This window comes from Flavobacterium helocola (assembly GCF_038289885.1).
Lineage (GTDB): Bacteria > Bacteroidota > Bacteroidia > Flavobacteriales > Flavobacteriaceae > Flavobacterium > Flavobacterium cheniae.
The window spans coordinates 599,029-620,211 of sequence record NZ_JBBYHT010000001.1 but is presented as its reverse complement, the minus strand read 5'-3'; the positions used below and the strand labels follow the sequence as shown (position 1 = coordinate 620,211).

The 21,183-nt window shown below is 30.0% G+C and carries 19 protein-coding genes, 1 tRNA gene and 1 pseudogene; 14 read left to right on the top strand and 7 right to left on the bottom strand.

Annotation, left to right across the window (positions count from 1 at the left end):
- Positions 1-81 precede the first annotated feature (81 nt).
- Complete coding sequence (gene folB / locus AAEO58_RS02955; RefSeq protein ID WP_153200039.1) at positions 82-441, top strand: dihydroneopterin aldolase; 360 nt, start codon at positions 82-84, stop codon at positions 439-441.
- A 15-nt stretch (positions 442-456) separates the two neighbouring features.
- On the opposite strand, the gene AAEO58_RS02950 is transcribed toward folB, so the two are convergent.
- Positions 457-2,376, bottom strand: a complete 1,920-nt coding sequence (locus AAEO58_RS02950) for an LTA synthase family protein (protein ID WP_341681803.1) — start codon at positions 2,374-2,376, stop codon at positions 457-459.
- Between the two features lie 123 nt (positions 2,377-2,499).
- Between AAEO58_RS02950 and AAEO58_RS02945 the strand changes: the two genes are divergently transcribed.
- Positions 2,500-2,570, top strand: a tRNA-Cys gene (locus AAEO58_RS02945).
- A 224-nt stretch (positions 2,571-2,794) separates the two neighbouring features.
- Here AAEO58_RS02945 and AAEO58_RS02940 read toward each other — a convergent pair.
- The 4 genes and pseudogenes from AAEO58_RS02940 to rnr form a co-directional block, all read right to left on the bottom strand.
- A complete protein-coding gene (locus AAEO58_RS02940) occupies positions 2,795-3,439 on the bottom strand; it encodes a hypothetical protein (RefSeq protein WP_341681801.1) in 645 nt (214 codons plus the stop codon).
- Positions 3,440-3,456: 17 nt separating this feature from the next.
- Complete coding sequence (locus AAEO58_RS02935) at positions 3,457-4,152, bottom strand: LysE family translocator (protein ID WP_341681800.1); 696 nt, start codon at positions 4,150-4,152, stop codon at positions 3,457-3,459.
- 38 nt (positions 4,153-4,190) lie between these two features.
- Positions 4,191-4,865, bottom strand: a pseudogene (locus AAEO58_RS02930) (head GIN domain-containing protein).
- Between the two features lie 49 nt (positions 4,866-4,914).
- Positions 4,915-7,092 carry a ribonuclease R gene (gene rnr, locus AAEO58_RS02925; RefSeq protein ID WP_341681798.1) on the bottom strand — a complete coding sequence of 726 codons (2,178 nt, stop codon included), beginning with the start codon at positions 7,090-7,092 and terminating at the stop codon, positions 4,915-4,917.
- 116 nt (positions 7,093-7,208) lie between these two features.
- On the opposite strand from rnr, the gene AAEO58_RS02920 reads away from it, so the two are divergent.
- The 5 genes from AAEO58_RS02920 to AAEO58_RS02900 all read left to right on the top strand — a co-directional run bounded on the left by AAEO58_RS02920 (position 7,209) and on the right by AAEO58_RS02900 (position 11,439).
- Positions 7,209-7,448 carry a DUF2007 domain-containing protein gene (locus AAEO58_RS02920; protein ID WP_341681796.1) on the top strand — a complete coding sequence of 80 codons (240 nt, stop codon included), beginning with the start codon at positions 7,209-7,211 and terminating at the stop codon, positions 7,446-7,448.
- A gap of 623 nt (positions 7,449-8,071) precedes the next feature.
- Positions 8,072-8,503, top strand: a complete 432-nt coding sequence (rpiB, locus tag AAEO58_RS02915) for a ribose 5-phosphate isomerase B (protein ID WP_111566511.1) — start codon at positions 8,072-8,074, stop codon at positions 8,501-8,503.
- Between the two features lie 12 nt (positions 8,504-8,515).
- Positions 8,516-9,535, top strand: a complete 1,020-nt coding sequence (locus AAEO58_RS02910; RefSeq protein ID WP_341681793.1) for a hypothetical protein — start codon at positions 8,516-8,518, stop codon at positions 9,533-9,535.
- Positions 9,528-10,562, top strand: coding sequence for a hypothetical protein (locus AAEO58_RS02905; RefSeq protein ID WP_341681792.1), 1,035 nt, complete (start codon positions 9,528-9,530; stop codon positions 10,560-10,562). Before AAEO58_RS02910 ends, AAEO58_RS02905 begins: the two co-directional genes overlap by 8 nt.
- A gap of 49 nt (positions 10,563-10,611) precedes the next feature.
- Positions 10,612-11,439, top strand: a complete 828-nt coding sequence (locus tag AAEO58_RS02900; protein WP_341681790.1) for an NAD(P)H-hydrate dehydratase — start codon at positions 10,612-10,614, stop codon at positions 11,437-11,439.
- On the opposite strand, the gene AAEO58_RS02895 is transcribed toward AAEO58_RS02900, so the two are convergent.
- On the bottom strand, positions 11,404-11,676 hold the full coding sequence (locus tag AAEO58_RS02895) for a DUF1294 domain-containing protein (protein ID WP_341681788.1): 273 nt from the start codon (positions 11,674-11,676) through the stop codon (positions 11,404-11,406). The genes AAEO58_RS02900 and AAEO58_RS02895 overlap by 36 nt on opposite strands.
- Positions 11,677-11,730: 54 nt before the next feature.
- Between AAEO58_RS02895 and AAEO58_RS02890 the strand changes: the two genes are divergently transcribed.
- The gene (locus AAEO58_RS02890) at positions 11,731-13,857 is read left to right on the top strand and encodes a Tex family protein (RefSeq protein ID WP_341681786.1); all 2,127 of its coding nucleotides are present in this window, start codon (positions 11,731-11,733) and stop codon (positions 13,855-13,857) included.
- 63 nt (positions 13,858-13,920) lie between these two features.
- On the opposite strand, the gene AAEO58_RS02885 is transcribed toward AAEO58_RS02890, so the two are convergent.
- Positions 13,921-14,127: a Sec-independent protein translocase subunit TatA/TatB gene (locus AAEO58_RS02885; protein ID WP_133609078.1), complete on the bottom strand. Its 207-nt coding sequence runs from the start codon at positions 14,125-14,127 to the stop codon at positions 13,921-13,923.
- Positions 14,128-14,257: 130 nt separating this feature from the next.
- Here AAEO58_RS02885 and AAEO58_RS02880 point away from each other — a divergent pair, with 130 nt between their 5' ends.
- The 6 genes from AAEO58_RS02880 to rfbB are packed head-to-tail and all read left to right on the top strand — an operon-like array spanning position 14,258 to position 21,154.
- Positions 14,258-15,130: a murein hydrolase activator EnvC family protein gene (locus tag AAEO58_RS02880; RefSeq protein WP_133609076.1), complete on the top strand. Its 873-nt coding sequence runs from the start codon at positions 14,258-14,260 to the stop codon at positions 15,128-15,130.
- Between the two features lies 1 nt (position 15,131).
- A complete protein-coding gene (locus AAEO58_RS02875) occupies positions 15,132-16,622 on the top strand; it encodes a GH3 auxin-responsive promoter family protein (protein ID WP_341681783.1) in 1,491 nt (496 codons plus the stop codon).
- 2 nt (positions 16,623-16,624) lie between these two features.
- Positions 16,625-17,449 carry a carboxypeptidase-like regulatory domain-containing protein gene (locus tag AAEO58_RS02870; RefSeq protein WP_341681781.1) on the top strand — a complete coding sequence of 275 codons (825 nt, stop codon included), beginning with the start codon at positions 16,625-16,627 and terminating at the stop codon, positions 17,447-17,449.
- A 43-nt stretch (positions 17,450-17,492) separates the two neighbouring features.
- Positions 17,493-19,181, top strand: a complete 1,689-nt coding sequence (locus AAEO58_RS02865; protein WP_341681779.1) for a DUF6909 family protein — start codon at positions 17,493-17,495, stop codon at positions 19,179-19,181.
- A 6-nt stretch (positions 19,182-19,187) separates the two neighbouring features.
- Positions 19,188-20,141 (top strand): hypothetical protein, encoded by a 954-nt coding sequence (locus tag AAEO58_RS02860; protein WP_341681778.1) that lies wholly within the window; start codon positions 19,188-19,190, stop codon positions 20,139-20,141.
- On the top strand, positions 20,141-21,154 hold the full coding sequence (gene rfbB, locus AAEO58_RS02855; protein WP_341681776.1) for a dTDP-glucose 4,6-dehydratase: 1,014 nt from the start codon (positions 20,141-20,143) through the stop codon (positions 21,152-21,154). Before AAEO58_RS02860 ends, rfbB begins: the two co-directional genes overlap by 1 nt.
- The last annotated feature ends 29 nt before the right edge of the window (positions 21,155-21,183 follow it).

Below are 21,183 nucleotides of genomic sequence, written 5' to 3'. Positions count from 1 at the left end.
GCAAAGATATATAAAGTTTCATGGTTTAATACCTTAAAAATGGCTAAAAATTGGTAAATTTGGTATATAATAAAAGAAAAAATGGGAACTATTAAATTACAAAATATCAGAACATTCTCTTATCATGGTTGTTTGATAGAAGAAGGAAAAATTGGCTCAGATTATAGTGTAGATTTAGAAATTAAAACCGATTTGCGTAAATCTTCTCAAACAGATGAATTGGCTGATACCGTTGATTATGTGTTGTTGAATAAAATTGTAGTGGAAGAAATGGCGATTCGTTCTAAATTATTAGAACATGTTGCACAGCGCATTATCACTAGATGTTTTGCGGAAATTCCGTCGATTTCTAGAATAAAATTAGCGGTTTCTAAATTGAATCCTCCTATTGGTGGCGATGTAGAAGCGGTTACAATAGAAATGGAAGAGTTTAGAAATTAACTCTTCCACTTGTTTTTAATCTATTTTATACACTCTATTTTTGTACATATTACTTGATGCCACAATATGAGCAAGTGCATCTTTAGCTAATTCTTCGTTTAAAGCAACCGGAATTAATTCAGTGTCACTTTTTACTTTAAACTGCAATGGTTTTGTATTTGGATTTAAGATAACAATATCATCTTCTACTCTAAAAGCATAGGTTTCATGGAATAACATAATGGTTCTTCCTTTTGTACCTTTTGGTAATTTTAATAAATTTCTTCCTGGCATTGGCGATTTAGTTGTGATACCTGATAAAGCTAAAACCGTTGATGGAATATCCATTTGACTTGCTAAATTTTCATAGGTAATGCCTTTTGCAACATTTGGTGCAATGATTAAAGCCGGAATATGAAATTTATTTACTGGAACTAAGTTTTTACCGTAAGTTCTAGTATTATGATCAGCGATAACTACAAAAATGGTGTTCTTATAATATGGTTCTTTTTTAGCCAATTCGAAGAATTTACCAATAGAAAAATCAGCATATTTCATTGCATTATGAACAGAATTTTTAGGTTGTTCATAAAGTTGAATTCTTCCTTCAGGAAACTCAAAAGGTTCGTGATTTGAAGTTGAAAACATCAAAGAAAAGAAAGGTTTATTACCAAGATTTTTGTAATATTCATTAGCTTTCACTGCTAAATCTTCGTCGGAATATCCCCAAGTTCCTTTCATCGCATATTTTTTTCCATCGTTGTCAAAATCAGTCTCATCAATAATATTTTTGAATCCATTTCCATTGAAAAAAGATGCCATATTATCAAAATTTGCCATTCCACCATAAATGAAACTCGTATCATAATTTTGACGTCCAAACGCATCTGCTAATGTAAAAAATCCTTGTTGTGAACCACCTAATTTCACAATACTTTCTGATGGATTAGGTAAAAATCCAGCGGTTACTTGCTCAATACCTCTTACACTTCGAGTTCCGGTACAATATAAATTGGTAAATAATAATCCTTCTTTTGATAATTTATCTAATTCAGGTGTTAAAGGTAAACCGTTTAAACATCCTACATATTCAGCTCCTAGACTTTCTTGTAAAAAGATTACCACGTTGTATTTTGGTTGTGGAGCATCTGGTTTTTGAAGGTGTAAAAAAGGAACTTTACCTGGAATAAATTCGGTAACATCCATGTATTTTTTTACACGAGTATAAGCCTCTAATTCGTCCATTTTACCGTATTTCTTAACATCACCTTCATTCTTCATCGAATAAGCTGCAAATGCAACTGTGTAAAGCGAATTTAATCCCAATGAGTTCGTCATTTGATCGGAACAAAAGATGGCATTACTAGCATTTATAGGACGTTTAGAAGTTAAACTTCCACGAGCACCCCAAAACAAGAAAAAAGCAACAACTAAAAACAAAAGTAATTTGGTTTTATAGTTACTTTCTTGAGGATAAAATATTTTTTTACCATGTTTAAAAGCAAAAAACAAAGCAATTCCAAGTAAAATAGTAGTAATGATTAAAGAAGGTAAATAACTTTTTAATAAGGTTCCTACTACTTCTTTTGGATAAATAAGATAATCTAAAAACAAGCGATTTGGACGCGTATCGTATTGATTGATAAAATCTAATGTTGATAATTCCATCAACAGAAACAAAAACAAGAAGAAGATAAAGTAAATATTAAAGAACTTTTTGAAGTGTTTTAAAACCGAATCGGGAAGTAATGAAATTAAAACCGTTGGTAAAAATGCGATGTAACACATTAAAATTAAATCGAAACGAAGACCAATTAGAAACAATTGTCCATAGTTAGGATTCTCCACAACACGTTCTTTGAACACAAAAAACAAAAGAATTCTACTAATAGTGGTTATAGATAAACCGATTAAGAAAAAACTAAATATGGGTTTTAAGTAACGTAAATTCTTCATAATTAATCAACTATTTGTTTTGCACAAAATTAAACTTTAAAACTAAATATTTGTACTTAATAAATGCTTAATATTTTTGGAAAAGAGGAAATAAAATGTAAATTTGCAGTCCGTTCAAATAATGGCGTCGTGGCCGAGCGGCTAGGCAGCGGTCTGCAAAACCGTCTACCCCGGTTCGAATCCGGGCGATGCCTCTAAAGAGTTACTAGAAATAGTAGCTCTTTTTTTTTGTTTAAATTTTTAAGAAAAATTAATTAAAGATATTCCGGGCGATGCTTCTAAAACCTTCTAAGAAATCAGGAGGTTTTTTTGTGGGATAATTTTTAGAAAAAATTAATTAAAGATATATCGAATCCGGGTGATTCCTTCAAAACCTTCAAAGAAACTTGTGGGTTTTATAGGGTAATCTTAGGGAAAATTAATTATTATTTACTTTATAATCATTTATAAATTCTAATATAACTTCTTGTCTATATTCACCATATTTGATAATAAAATCATTAGTTGGGAAAATAATAAGATAATTTCCGCATTTTAATGCATTAGGGAAAATCAAATCTTCAATAATTTTGTTTTTATCTCTGATAGTTTTTTTTGAATCATAATGATATGTTTTATCAGTTACAAAAAACTGTTTAACATTTTTATTTTTCTTAAAAAAGTTTTTATACTGATAATCACTTAAATAAAATTCAATGCAAGGTCTTTGATTAACAGCTTTTTCATCGATATAAAAATTTATTACTATAACATCAGATAAATTAATTTTTGTATCCGTTAATAATTCAAGTTCTGAAATAATTTTTGTTTTTTTAGAAGAGTCTAATATACCTACCTTGTAGTGTTCAAATAACTCAAAACGTTTATTTGATTTTACTAATTTAAGTGTATTAATTGTGTCACTTTCAAAAATACTATAACCTACATCAGACCTTTTTAATTTTTTTAAAAAAGTTTCACTATTAATAGTATCATTATTCACATCTATTAAAATCTCTTTTTTTAAATCTTGTGAATACCCATAAAAACTAATTATAAATAGAAATAATAGTAGCTTTTTCATAGTATGAAGTTTTAAAATTATTCAGAAACAGCGGTATCAGGTAACAACTTATTGGTAATCATTTCTTTTTCTTTTGGGAAGAAACCTTGTAGGATAAAAAACAAACCAAAAATTGAGATAACTAAACTAATTACTCTTTTAATTTTATAGATGTTTGCTGGAATTAATTTGTGTTTCAACTGTTTTGCTAATAGAATTTTAGCGACATCAAAAGCTAAGTAAAACGCTAAAATTGCAGCAAAAAAGATGGAAATTCTTGAAGTATTCATTTCCATTTGTGGTCCATAGGTTATGATAATCATCATCCAAAAACCTAGTACTCCAATGTTAATGAAATTCAATAAAAACCCTTTAAAAAACAATGCGAAGTAATTCTTTTTAGGAATATTATCATCGTCTTGTTCCTCGTCTTGTTGTTTTTTAAAATTACGCTTTAGCATAATAAAGGAAGCTAAACCATAAACCAACATGATAATTCCGCCAATAATAAACAAAGTGGGATTATCTTTTAATTGTTCTAGTAGTTGATTGGTACTTAAATAAGCAATTAAAATAAAGATAATATCACCAAAAACAATTCCTAAGTCAAAAACAAAAGCTGCTCTAAACCCTTTAGTAATACTGGTTTCAAGTAATACAAAAAAACCAGGACCAATTGAAAAAGCTAACAAAAGTCCCCAAGGAATTGCGGTAAGTATATCGTGTAAATGCAAATTGTGAAGTTAAAAGTTTGAACTACGAAGTTAAGAAATTATTTAGCTTGTTCGATAGTTCCTCCAGCGATTTTCTTTTCGTTAATTTGTTTTGGTTTCCCATAAATAGTGATTTCGCCACCAGCTCTTGTTTTAGCATCCACAAAATCAGTTGCATATACATTTGCCATTCCACCAGCATTTACAGTTACAACGGTTTGCTATGTTTTACAATCTTGACCATCGTATTTTCCACCTGAATTCGATACAATATCTTGATTTTTTACAGTTCCTTTTGTAGTTACAATACTTCCTTGTGAAACACGAACTTGTAATCTATCCGCTTGTAAATTAGTTAATTTAATTTCAGAACCTTCTTTACAAATGATATCAAAATTAATGGCAGAAATTTCATCTTTTGAAGAAACTCTACTTCCTTCATTTGCTTCTACAGCGTCTAATTTTTTGTAATAAACGGTAGCGGAAACATCGTCACCACTTAACATTTTAGTTAAAGGCATTCTGATTTTTAATTCGCCACTTTTATTAATTACTTCAACTTCTTGCGAATTTGCTCCAGTTAAAACTATTTTATTTTCAGATGAAGCAACTAAGTTGACATCAATTTTATCAAATGCGGTTACTTTGGTAAAATCACCTACGTTTTTTTCATTTTGTGCTATTCCAAATGAAAAAATGGAACAAGTTATAAAGGTTAAAAATGTGTTTTTCATATTATTATAGATTTAGATGCTGAAACAAGTTCAGCATGACAAAAATTAATTATTCATTCTTTCTCAAATAATGAAAATCCAATTGTTTTTTCACTAAATCGGCATTTTTTACTTTAACGTAAATTTCGTCTCCTAATTGTAAAATATTTTTAGAAACTTCACCTACTAATGCATATTGTTTATCATCAAAAGTGTAATAATCATCTTTTATTTCACGAATACGAACCATTCCTTCGCATTTGTTTTCGATGATTTCTACATAAATTCCCCATTCGGTTACACCAGAAATTACACCTAAAAATTCTTGATCTTTATGGTCTTGCATGTATTTCACTTGCATGTATTTCACAGAATCGCGTTCGGCTTGAGCGGCTAAACCTTCCATTTGTGAAGAATGCACGCATTTTTCTTCGTATTCTTCTTCACTTACACTTTTTCCGCCATCTATGTAATATTGTAACAAACGGTGTGCCATAACATCAGGATAACGTCGAATTGGCGAGGTAAAGTGACTATAATAATCAAATGCTAATCCGTAGTGACCAATATTTTCAGTTGAATATGCAGCTTTACTCATACTTCGAATTGTAAGCGTATCCACTAAATTTTGTTCTTTTTTACCTTGAACTTCTTCTAATAAATTATTCAACGAACTCGAAATATCTTTCTTAGAACGGAAATTTATCGAATAACCAAACTTAGCAATCACAGTTTGAAGATTGATTAATTTATCTTCATTTGGTTCATCGTGAATTCTGTAAATAAAGGTTTTCTTTTGTTTTCCAATGAATTCTGCTACTTTTCTATTGGCTAACAACATGAATTCTTCAATCAAATGATTCGCATCTTTACTTTGTTTGAAGTACACACCAATTGGTTCTGCATCTTCATTTAAATTGAATTTTACTTCTACTTTATCAAACGAAATCGCTCCAGCTGCCATTCTTTTTCTTCGAAGAATTTTAGCTAATTCATCCATTTTTAAAGTGGCATCAACAATTGGTTTTGGAACAATGTATTCGTTTCCAGTTAATGAAATTTCGGCTGGAATAACGTCTGATTTTGTTTCGATGATACTCTGAGCTTCTTCATATGCAAAACGTTGGTCAGAATACGTTACTGTTCGTCCAAACCATGCATCTAAAACTTCTGCTTTATTGTTTAATTGAAAAACAGCTGAAAATGTATATTTTTCTTCATGAGGACGAAGTGAACAAGCAAAGTTAGATAACACTTCTGGTAACATTGGAACTACTCTATCTACTAAATAAACCGAAGTAGCTCTTTTATAAGCTTCATCATCTAAAATAGTTCCTTCTTGAAGATAATGCGAAACATCGGCAATATGAACACCAATTTCGTAATTTCCATTTTCTAAGACTTGAAACGATAACGCGTCATCAAAATCTTTTGCATCTTTTGGATCAATCGTAAACGTTAAAACATCACGCATATCGCGACGTTTTTTAATTTCTTCTTCTGTTATTGAAGTATCAATTTTATTCGCATACGCTTCTACTTCAATTGGAAAATCGTATGGTAAACCATATTCAGCTAAAATCGCGTGAATTTCGGTGTTATGTTCGCCTGGTTTTCCTAATACTTTTATTACCGAACCAAAAGGAGAATCGGCTTTTTTAGGCCAATCTTCTAAAGTTACTAAAACAACATCTCCGTGTTCTGCATCACCAATTTTATTTTTTGGAATAAAAATATCGGTATACATTTTAGCATTAGCAGTGGTTACGAAAGCAAAGTTTTTTTGCACATCGATAACCCCAACAAATTCTGATTTTTTACGTTCTAAAATTTCTAAAACTTCTGCTTCTGGTTTACGTGAACTTCTTCTGTTGTAGATATAAGCTTTCACTTTATCGCCATCTAAAGCATGATTTAAGTTAATAAACGGAACAAAAACATCGTCTTCTAATTCGTCACAGACAAAATATCCTGTTTTACGAGAGGTCATATCAATAACTCCTTCGTAATATTCGGCTTTGGAAATAATTTGATATTTTCCAATTTCAGTTTCGTGAATTTTATCTTGTGCTTTAAGTATTTTTAAATCTCTAATTATTTCGTTTCGGCTTTTGGTATCGCTTAACTCTAAAACAGCAGCTATTTGCTTGTAATTAAAAGATTTAGAAGGTTCTCTTGAAAGTATTTTAAATATTTGTGCAGTAAAATCTTTTGGTTTATTTCCTAATTTTTTTGGTTTCTTACTCATTGTATCATTTTCAATTATTGGTTAAAGTTACAAAATACAACAATGTAAAACGAAAATGTATTTCAGTTTTAATATAAAAATAACTTATCGTAACTTTATAAAGTAAATCAATTCAGATGGAAAATTTTGTAACCGTTGCTGTTTTTAACTACCAACACGAAACTTTAATTATTAAAAATTTATTAGAGCAAGAAGGTATTGCTTACTTTTTTGAAAACGAAACTATCGTTGGAATCGATCCATTTGCTACAATTGCTTATGGCGGAATCAAATTAAAAGTACATCTAAACGATGAAGCAACAGTGAAAGAAATTCTAAAAAAACTAAACGAAGACGATTATTTAAAAATTGTTTAATTTTTTAAAAGCTGAAAGTTTTCAACATATATTAAAAACAACAAAAAATATTTTTAATTAAATTTAAATTTATTATGGTTATTATAGCGTGTTAATATGTGGAATAAGTTTTTTTAAAGAATAAGTTTTTAAAAGTTATCGTTACTTATACAACGTAATTAACAATTTAAAAATTTAGTAAAGAACTGAAAATAAGACTTTCTAAATTCTTTCTTTTGTAGTTATCAACAGTTGTTGAAAATAGATTTTATATTCGTTTTGTAAATAACTTCAATTATTGATTTCTGTTGAAAACTGATTTTTTTCTATTGATAACTTTTCTAAAAATTCGTGAAACTAAATTAGGATTTTTAATTCCGGTTTTGGATTACAAATTTTTTCTTTACAACCTAAAAAAACTTCTAAATTTCTATCCAAAGTTGTTAACAATAATTGTTAAATTAAGGTTAACTGATTATCAAGGATTTACGTAAAGAAGTTAACAATGTGTAATTTTTAGTTTACTTTCTTATATAATTCACTGATTTTAAAGGATTTGTTTAAAAAAATATCAAAATAAGAATCATATTATTATTACTCCTTTATCTTTAGTATTTTTGCATATACAAAACACACAACAACTTATGAAAATTTCAATTGGAAACGACCACGCTGGTCCAGATTATAAAAAAGCTATTGTTCAATATTTAGAAGAAAAAGGACATACCATTTTTAATCACGGAACCGATACTTTTGATAGTGTAGATTATCCTGATTTTGGTCATCCAGTAGCTTATGATGTGGAAAGTAAAAAAGCTGATTTAGGAATTGTAATCTGCGGTTCAGGAAACGGAATTGCAATGACAGCTAACAAACACCAAGATATTCGTTGTGCACTTTGTTGGACAAAAGAAATTGCTGCTTTAGCACGTCAACATAATGATGCGAATATTATTAGTATTCCAGCACGTTATACTTCTATTCAACAAGCTATAGAAATGGTAGATACGTTTTTAAACACTCCTTTTGAAGGCGGAAGACACGGTAATCGTGTGAAAAAAATCGCTTGTAAATAATAAAACTCACACATGAAAAATATTCTTTTATTTTTTCTAACTTTTTTATCAATTGAATATATTAATGCTCAAGACAATAATTTCAGAGAATTAATAGAATCCAATTTTTATGATGATAAATTTACATTAGAGAAAATGTCTTTAAAAGGAAAAGTTAAGTCTATTACAACTTATATTTCTGAAGTTTTAGAAAACCCTAAACCACAGGAATATAAAAAAAGTAAACTTTATTTTTTTGACTTTGAATTTAATGAAAATGGAAAATTAGTTTCAAGAGGTATTATTGAAGGACCTTCTTATTTTCCAAAAGAATATAGTTTTAAGGATACAATAATTTACACTTTTGAAGGTAAATTAAAGGAGATTATTCGATTAAGAGATGGATTTAGAAAAAACAATATTTATTTTGACTCTAACGAAAATAAAATTAAAGACATAAGCTCCACTATTGATTCACCTTCAATAGATAAAATGAATACTTATTATTTTAAGAGTTATAAATATGATAAAAATAATAATAATATTATTGAAGAAATTGAATACGAACCAATAACAGGTAATGATACTTTAAAAAAAGAAATTTCAAATAAATATACATATACTTATGAAGGAAAAAATATTATTTCGATAAAACAAGAAATTGAAATAATAAATGTACTAAGTAATTCTTTTGGGCAAAAAAAAGGAGAAGTTCCAATCATTACAACTAGAAAATATAATGATTCAAATAAAATAATTGAAGAAAAATGTGAATCTAAGGTTTTAAGTTATACAACTAAATATGAATACGACTCTAATGGAGATTTAAAAAAAATTATTTATAATTCAACAGAAGTAAAATCCATAACTACATTTAAAAACAACCTTATTGTAAATAAAATTCTTCAGAATACAAAAAAAGGAATAAATGAAAACAATACCTATGAATATGAATTTGATTCAAAAGGAAATGTTATTAAAATTGTATTTACAAATACAAATAATTACAGCAAAATAGTTCTTGTAGAACGAAAAATAATTTATTATGAATAAGAGTTTTATATTTTTATTGTTTTCTTCATTAATATTTGCTCAAAATAGTTTAATAAAAAGAAATTTGAAAGGAAATGTACAGTCTGTAAATTATTCTTTTGACATAGTTTCAAAAAGTATTGATCACGATGACTGTAAAAATGTTATAAAAAATATAAATCCATTTTATAATACTACAAATGCTTCTATTTTTTTATTTGAAAACAAAGATATTGTAATTTTAAACTCCTTTGAAGAGTTTAATAAAAATGGATTTCTAATTAAATATAAACCAATACATGATTTAGAAGACGCATATTCAATTCAAAATAAACAAATTGAGTTAATTTATAAAGAACTACAATCAGAAATTAAAAACTTTAATTTTCCACAATATCCTAGTTATTTGAGTTTTATACCTATTGAAAAACCCTATACTTTTTTTATTAAAGAAATGGATAAAACTTATGATTTAAACCCTAATTTTTCAAATTTTACAATTCAAAATGATAAAATAATTGCTCTTAAACAATACGATACTATTAAATACAGTAAAGATGAAATTTTAGAAAATAATGTTATAAATACAAAGTTTATTTATGATGTTCAAGGAAAAATAATTAAAAAAGAAGTTATTTATAGAGATGACTCTAGATCATTTGAAGATAAATATATTTCAGATGTTTATAAATATTTTTATGATGAAGAGAATCGTATTAATAGATTTCAAATGTTTAGAAATAATAAATTTGAATTGCAAGAAATTTATAACATTGACAAAAAAAATAACTTAATTTCAATAGAAAAACATCAAAAAGTAGATAGCTATTCAACAGGAAATTTATTCAGTAATAAAGCTGTTTTTTATTTTGATAAATTTAATAATATTAACAAGGTTGATTTTTATGATAATGATTATGGTATTCAACTTTTAAACGTTTTTCAATTTGAATACGAGTATGATAAGAACAAAAATTGGATAGTTTCGAAGATGTTTTTAAATAATCAACCAATTGCCGTGTTTAATCGAACAATTGTTTATTATTAGTAAATCTTAAACATAAATTTTTAGTAACTTTAGAATAAAATAAATTCTAATGCAATTACTTAATTTACCAATTATCTCAAAATTTTATAAAAAAAGGAATCCCAATTCTCACAAAGGAACGCATGGTCATGCTTTGTTAATTGCAGGAAGTACAGACAAAATGGGAGCTGCTATAATTGCTTCAAAAGCTTGCTTACGTTCTGGAGTTGGTTTATTGACAGTTGCTTTTTATCCAGAAAACAAAAGTGTTCTATTCAATTCGATTCCCGAAGCAATGTATGCCAATTCTTGTGTGATGAATGATTTATCACTTTATCAAGCTATTGGAATTGGTCCTGGAATTGGTGTTGATGAAATCAGTCTGCAATACATTTACGAATTGTACGAAAATAAAATTCCCGTTGTTTTTGATGCTGATGCTTTAAATTTAATATCGAAATATAAAATCGATTGGAATAACTTTAATTTTCCATTTGTTTTAACTCCACATCCAAAAGAATTTGATAGACTATTTGGCGAACATGATTCTGAATCCGAAAGAAGAATTACAGCGATTCAAAAAGCGGCAGCTTTAAATTGTGTCATCGTTTTAAAAGGACACAAAACGTTTATCACTGACGGAATTCACACTTTTGAAAACACTACAGGAAATTCAGGTTTAGCAAAAGGCGGTTCTGGAGATGCGTTAACTGGAATGATTACTTCATTTTTAGCACAAGGTTATACTACTTTAGAATCGGCTATTTTAGGAGTTTATCTTCACGGATTGGCAGCTGATATTACACTTCAAATGCAAAGCGAAGAAAGCATGTTAATAACAGATGTTATTGAAAATATCGGTTTAGCTTTTAAACATTTGAATTCCGAAATACAATAAAACAACCTGAAGTATCGCAATTGCGTAGAAACTCAAAATAAAAGAAAATTTATTGGTTTTGTGTTTGAAAAAATTCATTCCTATTAATCCTCCAATAGTTCCACCAATTCCAGCTAATAAAAGCAAATTGAATTCCGAAATACGTCTTTTATTGTTTTTAGCTTGCCATTTATCGTAGCCAAAAGTTAAAAAACAAAGGCTGTTAATCACAATTAAATAAATAAATAGTACTTCCAAAAGCTAATAATTTTGTCCAAAGATAGTATTTTAGCAGTTCAATTTTTATTTACAATGACCAATATTCAATTCATTCAAAACCAAACCAACATTGCTCCAAAAAGCATTGAAGCTACTATAAAATTACTTTCAGAAGATTGTACGATTCCTTTTATTTCGCGTTACCGAAAAGACCAAACTGGAAATTTAGATGAGGTACAAATTGAAGCGATTTCTAAATTAAATAAGCAATTTGACGAAATTATCAAGCGAAAAGAAAGTATTCTAAAATCGATTGAAGAACAAAATGCGCTTTCACCTGAATTGAAATCGAAAATCGAAAACAGTTTTGATTTACAAGAATTGGAAGATTTCTATTTACCCTACAAAAAGAAGAAAAAAACCAAAGCCGATGTCGCTCGTGAAAACGGATTGGAATCTTTGGCAAAAATTATCATGAGCCAAAATAATGATGATATTGAGTTTTTAGCCTCGAAATATTTGAATGCAAACGTTAAAAACGAAGACGAAGCCTTACAAGGTGCTCGCGATATTATTGCCGAATGGATAAACGAAAATATTTTTATTCGTAAAAATTTACGTCGCTTATTCCAACGAAAAGCAGAAATCACAACAAAGGTGGTAAAAACCAAAAAAGACGACGAAGGAGCTCAAAAATTCTCACAATATTTCGATTGGGCAGAACCTATTTCAAAAGCACCATCACATCGTTTATTAGCGATGTTGCGTGCCGAAGCTGAAGGTTTTGTGAAACTAAATGTCGCAATCGAAAAAGAAGAAGCGTTAGATTTTATAGAAGAAAATATCATCAAAAATAAAAATTCTGATGCAACCGAACATTTAAAATTAGCTATAAAAGACAGTTACAAACGTTTGTTAGAACCCGCTATTTCAAATGAAACGTTGCAAGAGGCAAAAGCCAAAGCCGATATCAAAGCGATTGATGTGTTTTCCGAAAATCTACGTCAGTTATTGTTAGCGCCACCATTAGGTGAAAAACGAATTTTAGCCATCGACCCAGGTTATAGAACCGGTTGTAAAGTGGTTTGCTTGGATGAAAAAGGCGATTTATTGAACAACGAAACTATTTATCCACATGCACCACAAAACGATACCGCCATGGCGATGAAAAAAATTCGTTCGATGGTGAATGCGTATAATATTGAAGCGATTTCTATTGGTAACGGAACCGCTTCTCGCGAAACGGAATTTTTCATTAAAAAAATTGCTTTTGACAAACCAGTCCAAGTTTTTGTAGTTTCGGAAGCGGGTGCATCGGTGTATTCAGCGAGTAAAATTGCGCGTGAAGAATTCTCAAATTATGATGTAACCGTTCGTGGTTCGGTTTCTATTGGAAGACGACTTTCAGATCCTTTGGCAGAATTGGTAAAAATTGACCCAAAATCAATTGGTGTTGGACAATATCAACACGATGTTGATCAAACTAAATTACAATCTGCTTTAGATAGTACAGTGATGAGTTGCGTGAATTCTGTTGGAATTAATATCAACACAGCTAGTAAATCGTTGTTGAGTTATGTTTCAGGAATTGGTGAAAAAATGGCGGAAAATATTGTGGCGTATCGTTCAGAAAATGGACCTTTTGAAGATAGAAAGCAATTGAAAAAAGTACCGCGTTTAGGTAAAAAAGCGTTCCAACAAGCAGCAGCTTTCGTTAGAATTCGCGATGGGAAAAATCCGTTGGATAATTCGGCTGTGCATCCAGAAGCGTATCCTATTGTGGAAAAAATGGCAAAAGATTTGGGAATCAAAACCAATGAATTGATTGCCAATAAAGAAAAAATCGCTCAAATAAAACCTGAGAATTATATCACGGCAGAAATTGGAATTTTAACCTTAAAAGATATTTTAAAAGAGCTAGAAAAACCAGGATTAGACCCAAGAAAAGCCGCAAAAATTTTCGAATTTGACCCGAATGTAAAAACCATAAAAGATTTACGAACAGGCATGATTTTACCAGGAATTGTGAATAACATTACCGCTTTTGGTTGTTTTGTGGATGTGGGAATTAAAGAAAGTGGTTTGGTTCACATTTCGCAATTAAAAGAAGGTTATGTTTCCGATGTAAACGAAGTGGTAAAAATGCATCAACACGTTCAAGTGAAAGTCGTTGAGGTCGATGAAGCCAGAAAACGCATTCAGTTGACGATGATTTTATAATAAAGAAAATCCCAAACTCTAAATTTAGAATTTGGGATTTATTATTTTCAAACTAAAGAAAACTTATTCTTTTTCTTTAGTTTCTTCTTCTTTTTTAGAATTTGCTGGTTGGTCGTCTTTGGCAGCGTTTTTAAATTCTTTAATACCTGTTCCAATTCCTTTCATTAATTCTGGAATTTTTTTACCACCAAAAAGTAAAACTACAATAGCGATAATTAATATTACTTGCATAGGGCCTATTACTCCCAAAAATATGGTTAAAGCATTCATGATTTTAGTATTTTAAAGTACAAAGATATAAAGAAATTACCAAATCATTATTTTTTAACGATTTATTATCAGGTTTCAATTTACAAACACGTTGTATTTAGTATATTTGTGATATAAATTAATGCAATAAATGGCTAACAAAAAGCTAAAACGTCAGTTACTTCTTAAAAAGTTATACAACAAAAGAAGATTAGTTATTCTTAACGAAGATACTTTTGAAGAAACGTTTTCATTAAAATTAAACTTAATGAATGTCTTTGTTGTGGGAACCATTGGTGCCATTTTAATCATTTTTGTAACTACTTATATTATTGCTTTTACACCTTTACGCGAATATATTCCAGGTTATGCTTCTTCAAAATTAAAACAAGATGCATTGGAAATGGCAATAAAATCAGACTCTCTTGAAAAATCGGTAAAAATCAACAATGCTTATATTGCCTCTATCAAAAAAGTATTAACAGGAGATTTAGAGTATGCAAAGCTGAACAAAGATTCTATCAAAGCTCTAGATGTTTCTGATATAGATGTTTCTGGACTTTCACCAACAGAAAAAGAGCAAGAATTAAGAGATCAAGTTATTAAAGAAGATAAATATAATGTATTTGAATCTTCAACGCCTAAAGTAAGTTTTGTTTTGTTTCCGCCCGCACAAGGAAGTATTTTACAAAAATATAATGCAGGAAATAAACATTTAGCCGTTACAATCGCACTTACAAATAACACACCAATAAAATCCGTTGGAGCCGGAACCATCATTTTTTCCGATTGGACACCAAGTTCAGGTTATGTGGTGATTGTACGCCATAAAGATGATATTTTATCGGTGTATAAAAATGCAGCTTCTGTAACTAAAAAACAAGGAAACACGGTAAAAGCAGGAGAAGTTATTGCTCTTGCAGGAAATGCAAATACAGTTCAAAATTCGGGCGCTACGTTGCATTTTGAATTATGGAAAGATGGTTTCCCAATTGACCCAACGCAGTTTATCAATTTCAATTAACATGTCAGTAAAAGCTTTTGCAGCAAAATTATTTGCAAAAAGAATTCACGCTAAAACTCAAAAATGGGCCAATAATCCTGTTGAAACCCAACAAAAAGTTTTTGAAGAATTAATCAGAGAAGCGGCTCAAACGCAATTTGGAAAAGACCACGATTTTGGTTCGATAAAAAGTCATTCCGATTTTGTTCAAAAAGTGCCTGTTCGTGATTACGAAGGATTAAAACACTATGTTGATAAAGTCGTAAAAGGCGAAGAGAATGTACTTTGGAAAGGAAAACCTTTATATTTTGCTAAAACTTCTGGAACTACTTCGGGTGCGAAGTATATTCCGTTAACAAAAGAATCGATGCCATTTCATATTCAAGCGGCACGAAATGCGATTTTGAGTTACATTTATGAAACAGGGAAAGCCAATTTTGTTTCAGGAAAAATGATTTTCTTGCAAGGGAGTCCCATTTTAGAAGAGAAAAACGGTATCAAACTCGGAAGATTATCCGGAATTGTAGCGCATTTTGTTCCAAAATATCTACAAAAAAACCGAATGCCAAGTTGGGAAACCAATTGCATTGAAGATTGGGAAACTAAAGTCAATGCTATTGTTGAAGAAACCATCAATGAAGATATGTCAGTGATTTCAGGTATTCCATCTTGGGTGCAAATGTACTTTGAGAAACTAGCAGCAAAAGCAGGAAAACCTGTTGGAGAAATCTTTAAAAACTTCAATTTGTTTATTTATGGTGGTGTGAATTACGAACCCTATCGAGCGAAATTTGAAAATTTAATCGGAAGAAAAGTCGATTCGATAGAATTATTTCCAGCTTCTGAAGGCTTTTTTGCTTACCAAGATTCTCAGAAGGAAAAAGGAATGCTATTGCTATTAAATTCTGGAATTTTCTACGAATTCATAAAAGCAGACGAGTTTTTCACCGAAAATCCAAAACGTTATACCATTGGAGAAGTAGAATTAGGTGTTAATTACGTTTTAATCATTTCCACGAATGCTGGACTTTGGGCATATAATATTGGTGATACTATTCAGTTTACGAGTTTAAAACCATATCGTGTTATAGTTTCGGGAAGAATCAAGCATTATATTTCCGCTTTTGGCGAACACGTAATTGGAAAAGAAGTGGAATCGGCTTTAAAAGAAGCAATGGAAGGAACTGATGTTCGAGTAAATGAATTCACAGTCGCACCACAAATTACACCAACCGAAGGTTTACCATATCACGAATGGTTCATTGAATTTGAAAATGAACCAACCAATTTAGAAGATTTCGCATTAAAAATCGACGCTGCCATGCGCAAGCAAAACGTGTATTACGATGATTTGATTGTTGGGAATGTTTTGCGAACGTTAATAATTACAAGTGTTCCAAAAAATGGTTTCCAAAACTATATGAAATCGATAGGTAAATTAGGTGGACAAAATAAATTACCAAGATTAAGCAACGATAGAAAAATTGCTCAGTTTTTTGAGATAAAAGAATAAAGATGAAAGAAAAAAGAGTGATTTGGATTTTTTTGATTGTTTCACAATTTGCTTTTTCACAAATCCGTGGTGTAGTGAAAGACAGTATTTCGGGCGAACCGATTCCGTTTGTGAATATTTGGGTGGAGAATGAAACTGTTGGAACTACTTCGGAAGCGGATGGAAGTTTTTTCTTGGAAGCATCCAAAGAAAAAAACATTGTGATTTCAGTTTTAGGTTATGAAAGGAAAACGATTAAAGGAAGTCAAATTTCTGTTGTTCAATTGAAACCTATGGCTTACGATTTACGAGAAGTAGTGATATTGAATAAAAAACAATCCAAACAAATTGAAATAGGCGATATCAAAAACGCTATTTTTCAATCGTTTGACAACGGACCCAAAATCGAAGCCAAGTTCTTTCCATACCAGTCTTCGTATAGCAAAACAAAGTTTATAAAAGAAGTAACGATTTTCACAGACAGCAGAATTGAAGAAGCCACTATAAAACTTCACTTTTACAGTGTGGATGAAAACGGTTATCCAGGCGAAGAATTATTAACTAAAGATTATGTTGTTACTTTGAAAAAAGGAGTTATCAAACATCGTTTTAATATATCGCAATTTGATTTAGTTTTTCCAGAAAAAGGAATGTTTGTGGCGTATGAAAAGTTGTTAATTGAAAGTAATAAAACCGGCACTAAATACCAACCTTATGTGTTATATAACTATGTAGAAAGAGATTTCTTTTATACTTATGCTTACGGAAAATGGAGTAAGCAATCAGGGAATAATTTGGAGAAAATAAGTGTAAATGAACCCTCAATAAACCTAATCTTAACCAATTAAAAATAAAAATCGTACTTTTGCAGGTTAGAAAAACAAAATATTAATGAAAGACATTAAAAACATTTCGCGTTCTAGAGCGCAAGAGTCCTCAGCAGCTATTGAGCGACTGTACATTACCATGAGACATTTATTTAACAGAGGTTTCTATAAACCTATGGGTGTTTCAGGAGAAACTTTAAGAGAAGCTTTATTAGCGCTTCGACCAGAAATTTACGGTTCTATTGCCGAAGAAAAGGTAGAATTAAACGGACTTTTATACGTAATTGAACGTTTACCCATTGGAATTGAAGAATGCCGTTACATCAACTTAACTTCTGATGAAGGCTATTCAAATTCGCACTTTAAAGCGATAGTTCCTCCAAAAAGAAGAAGAAATTGTTACCGTATTGACGACGAACAAATGAATGTGGAAATCACACGCGGACGTTCGGATATTTACGATATTTTAACGCATTTGACCTTTATTTTTATCGAATCACACAAAATTAAAGATAGAGTTTTAATTGATGAAGAAGGAAGATTTACACGCGATTGGGAAAAGTTAGAATTAGCGGCAAAACAAACTAAAAAATTACCTTTAATTGAACGTGAAAAAGCAATTTCTCACGCAGCAAATGTATTAGGAAGAACGTTCGCTGAAGTACAAGATATTTATGATGATTTTGCTACAGCTGAAGCGCCAGATAGATTTTTACACGTGGTATATTGGTTAGGAAAATTAGCTATCGAAGAGGTGGTTGACAATAACAAAAGAACCATAACTTTCAGTCCAATTTTAAGAGAAAGATTAGGTCATCATATTTACGGCGAAATTTGGGCAAACAACATTAAAGAAGTTTTAGTAAAAAACTATTTGATTGAAAGACCAATTCATATCATAAGTGCAAATATGCACAGTGTAATGAATTCTATTTTTGCTGAACCGGTTTTAGGAAAAAAATATAAAGATGCAGCTGATTTTCAAATATTTGAAGATTTAAGTAGTTCTAATAATAAAGAGTTACGCAAGAAAGTGGAAGATTTTGCGTTACAACACGGAATGATTTCATTGCCTGATACATCTGGAACTAATATTGACGTACAAATTTTTGATACAGCTAAAATTGATATTAAAAAAACAGCTTTTGCTAAAGCGAATTTAGGTGAAAACAAACCCGTTTTAATTGTAATGGATTATGCGTTTGGTGAGCAAGCCTATGAAACTATTGACGAATTATTGAAACCCTACAAAATTGCTAAAAACAAACTGTTTTTAAATGTGGAATCGGTTTCAATCATGGGTAAAGCTGGAATTTTAGAAGGTGGAAAAGGCGATATCATGATTCCAACAGCACACGTGAATGAAGGAACGGCAGATAATTATTTCTTTGAAAACGAATTAAAAGCAGAAATGTTGAAAGGAAATGATATTCCGGTTTTTGAAGGACCAATGATTACGGTTTTAGGAACATCGCTTCAAAACAGAGATTTATTGAAATTTTTCCACGAATCTACTTGGGAAGCTATCGGATTAGAAATGGAAGGAGCATATTATCAAAAAGCGATTCAATCGGCATCAAAAATTAGAAAAAGTATCAATCCAAATGTAAAAGTTAGATACGCCTATTATGCTTCTGATAATCCATTAGAAACAGGAAGTACATTGGCATCAGGAGGATTAGGAACTACTGGAGTAAAACCTACGTATTTAATTACGATTAAAATATTAGAACAAATCTTTAACGTAAAATAAGCATTAATGAGCACAAATTCTCAAGATCAAGAAATCGATTTAGGACAAATTGGAACCGGTATTAAAAACTTTTTCAATGGAATAGTGAATTCAATTTTCGATTTTATATTTTTTGTAAAAAAGAAGATTGTAATTATTGGACTTTTGTTTGTAGTTGGAGTTGTTTTAGCTTTTTTATTAGACCCAAAAATTTACAATCATGAAATTTCAGTAATTCCTAATTTTGGAAGTAATGAGTATTTGTACCAAAAAATAGAACAAATTGACACCAAACTTAGGGAAGAAGATGACTCTTTTTTTAAAGAATTGGGTATAAAAAATCCTAAAGATGTTGTTGGAATTGAAATTGAGGCATATCCTGCTATTTATAATTTTGTTAATAATAAAGAGCAAGAAAATAATTTTGAATTAATCAAATTAATGGCTGAAGATGGTGATATTGATAAAATAATGCAGGGAGAAATAACCAGTAAAAATTATTACCACCATAAAATTTCTATCAAAACTAAAGGAAAGTTGAAAAAAGAAGAGTTTATTACTCCAGTTTTAAACTACTTGAATGCCAATCCTTATTTTGAAATTCAGCAAAAAGTATATCAAAAAAATTTAGCGGATAAAATCGCTTTAAATGATTCTTTAGTTAAGCAAATTGATAATTTGATTGTGTTATTGTCCTCTAACAACTCTTCAGGAACAATCTCAATATCTGAGAAAAACAGTATTCCTGAATTAGTTGAAAAGAAAGATCGTTTAATCTCTGAAAAGCAATATTTGTTAACTAATGTAAATATCTTTGATAAGATAATTAAAGAAGAAAGTAGTATTATAAACATTAGAGATTATAAGCCTTTGTTTTTAAATAATAAGATTTTATTTCCAGTAATTTTAATTTTAATGTATCTTATATTATATTCATTATTAAATACTTACAAAAATCAAGAAACTAGAATTAAAAACTAATGAAAAACATATTAGTTACTGGCGGTGCCGGATTTATTGGAGCTAATTTTGTTCCCTATTTTATAGAAAATAATCCAGAATATCATTTGGTAAATTTAGATTTATTAACCTATGCTGGAAATTTAGAAAATGTATCAGAAGTTGAAAATCACCCAAGATATACTTTTGTGCAAGGCGATATTTGTGATAGAAACTTTGTTGAAGAATTATTCCAAAAATATCAATTTCATGATGTGATTCACTTTGCAGCAGAAAGTCATGTAGATAATTCAATTTCGGGTCCAGAAGCCTTTATTAAAACCAATGTTTTAGGAACGTTTAATTTATTAGATACCGCAAGAAAACTTTGGATGTCGGCTCCAAATCAATATAATGTTGGATTTGAAAATTCGCGTTTTCACCACGTTTCTACGGATGAGGTTTATGGAACTTTAGGCGAAACGGGTTTGTTTGAAGAAACCACTCCTTATGCGCCAAATAGTCCATATTCAGCTTCAAAAGCAGGTTCCGACATGATAGTGAGAAGTTATTTCCACACTTACGGAATGAACGTTGTAACCACAAATTGTTCCAACAATTATGGACCAAAACAACATGACGAAAAGTTAATTCCAACCATTATTCGTAAAGCTATAAAGGGAGAAAACATTCCTATTTATGGAGATGGTAAAAACGTGCGTGATTGGTTGTATGTTTTAGATCATTGCAAAGGAATTGAATTAGCTTTCAAAACAGGAAGATCAGGAGAAACCTACAATATTGGCGGAAGAAACGAACGTAATAATTTGTACATCGTAGATACTGTTTGTTCTATTTTGAATGAATTACAACCCAAATCTGAAGGGAAATATCAAGATCAAATTACATTTGTGAAAGACAGGCCAGGTCATGATTTGCGTTATGCCATTGATGCTTCAAAAATTGAAAATGAATTAGGTTGGAAAGCGGATGAAAATTTTGAATCGGGAATTTTGAAAACAGTTCGTTGGTATTTAGAAAAATTTAAAAAATAAATAAACAACACCTAAGGTTTATATGGGAT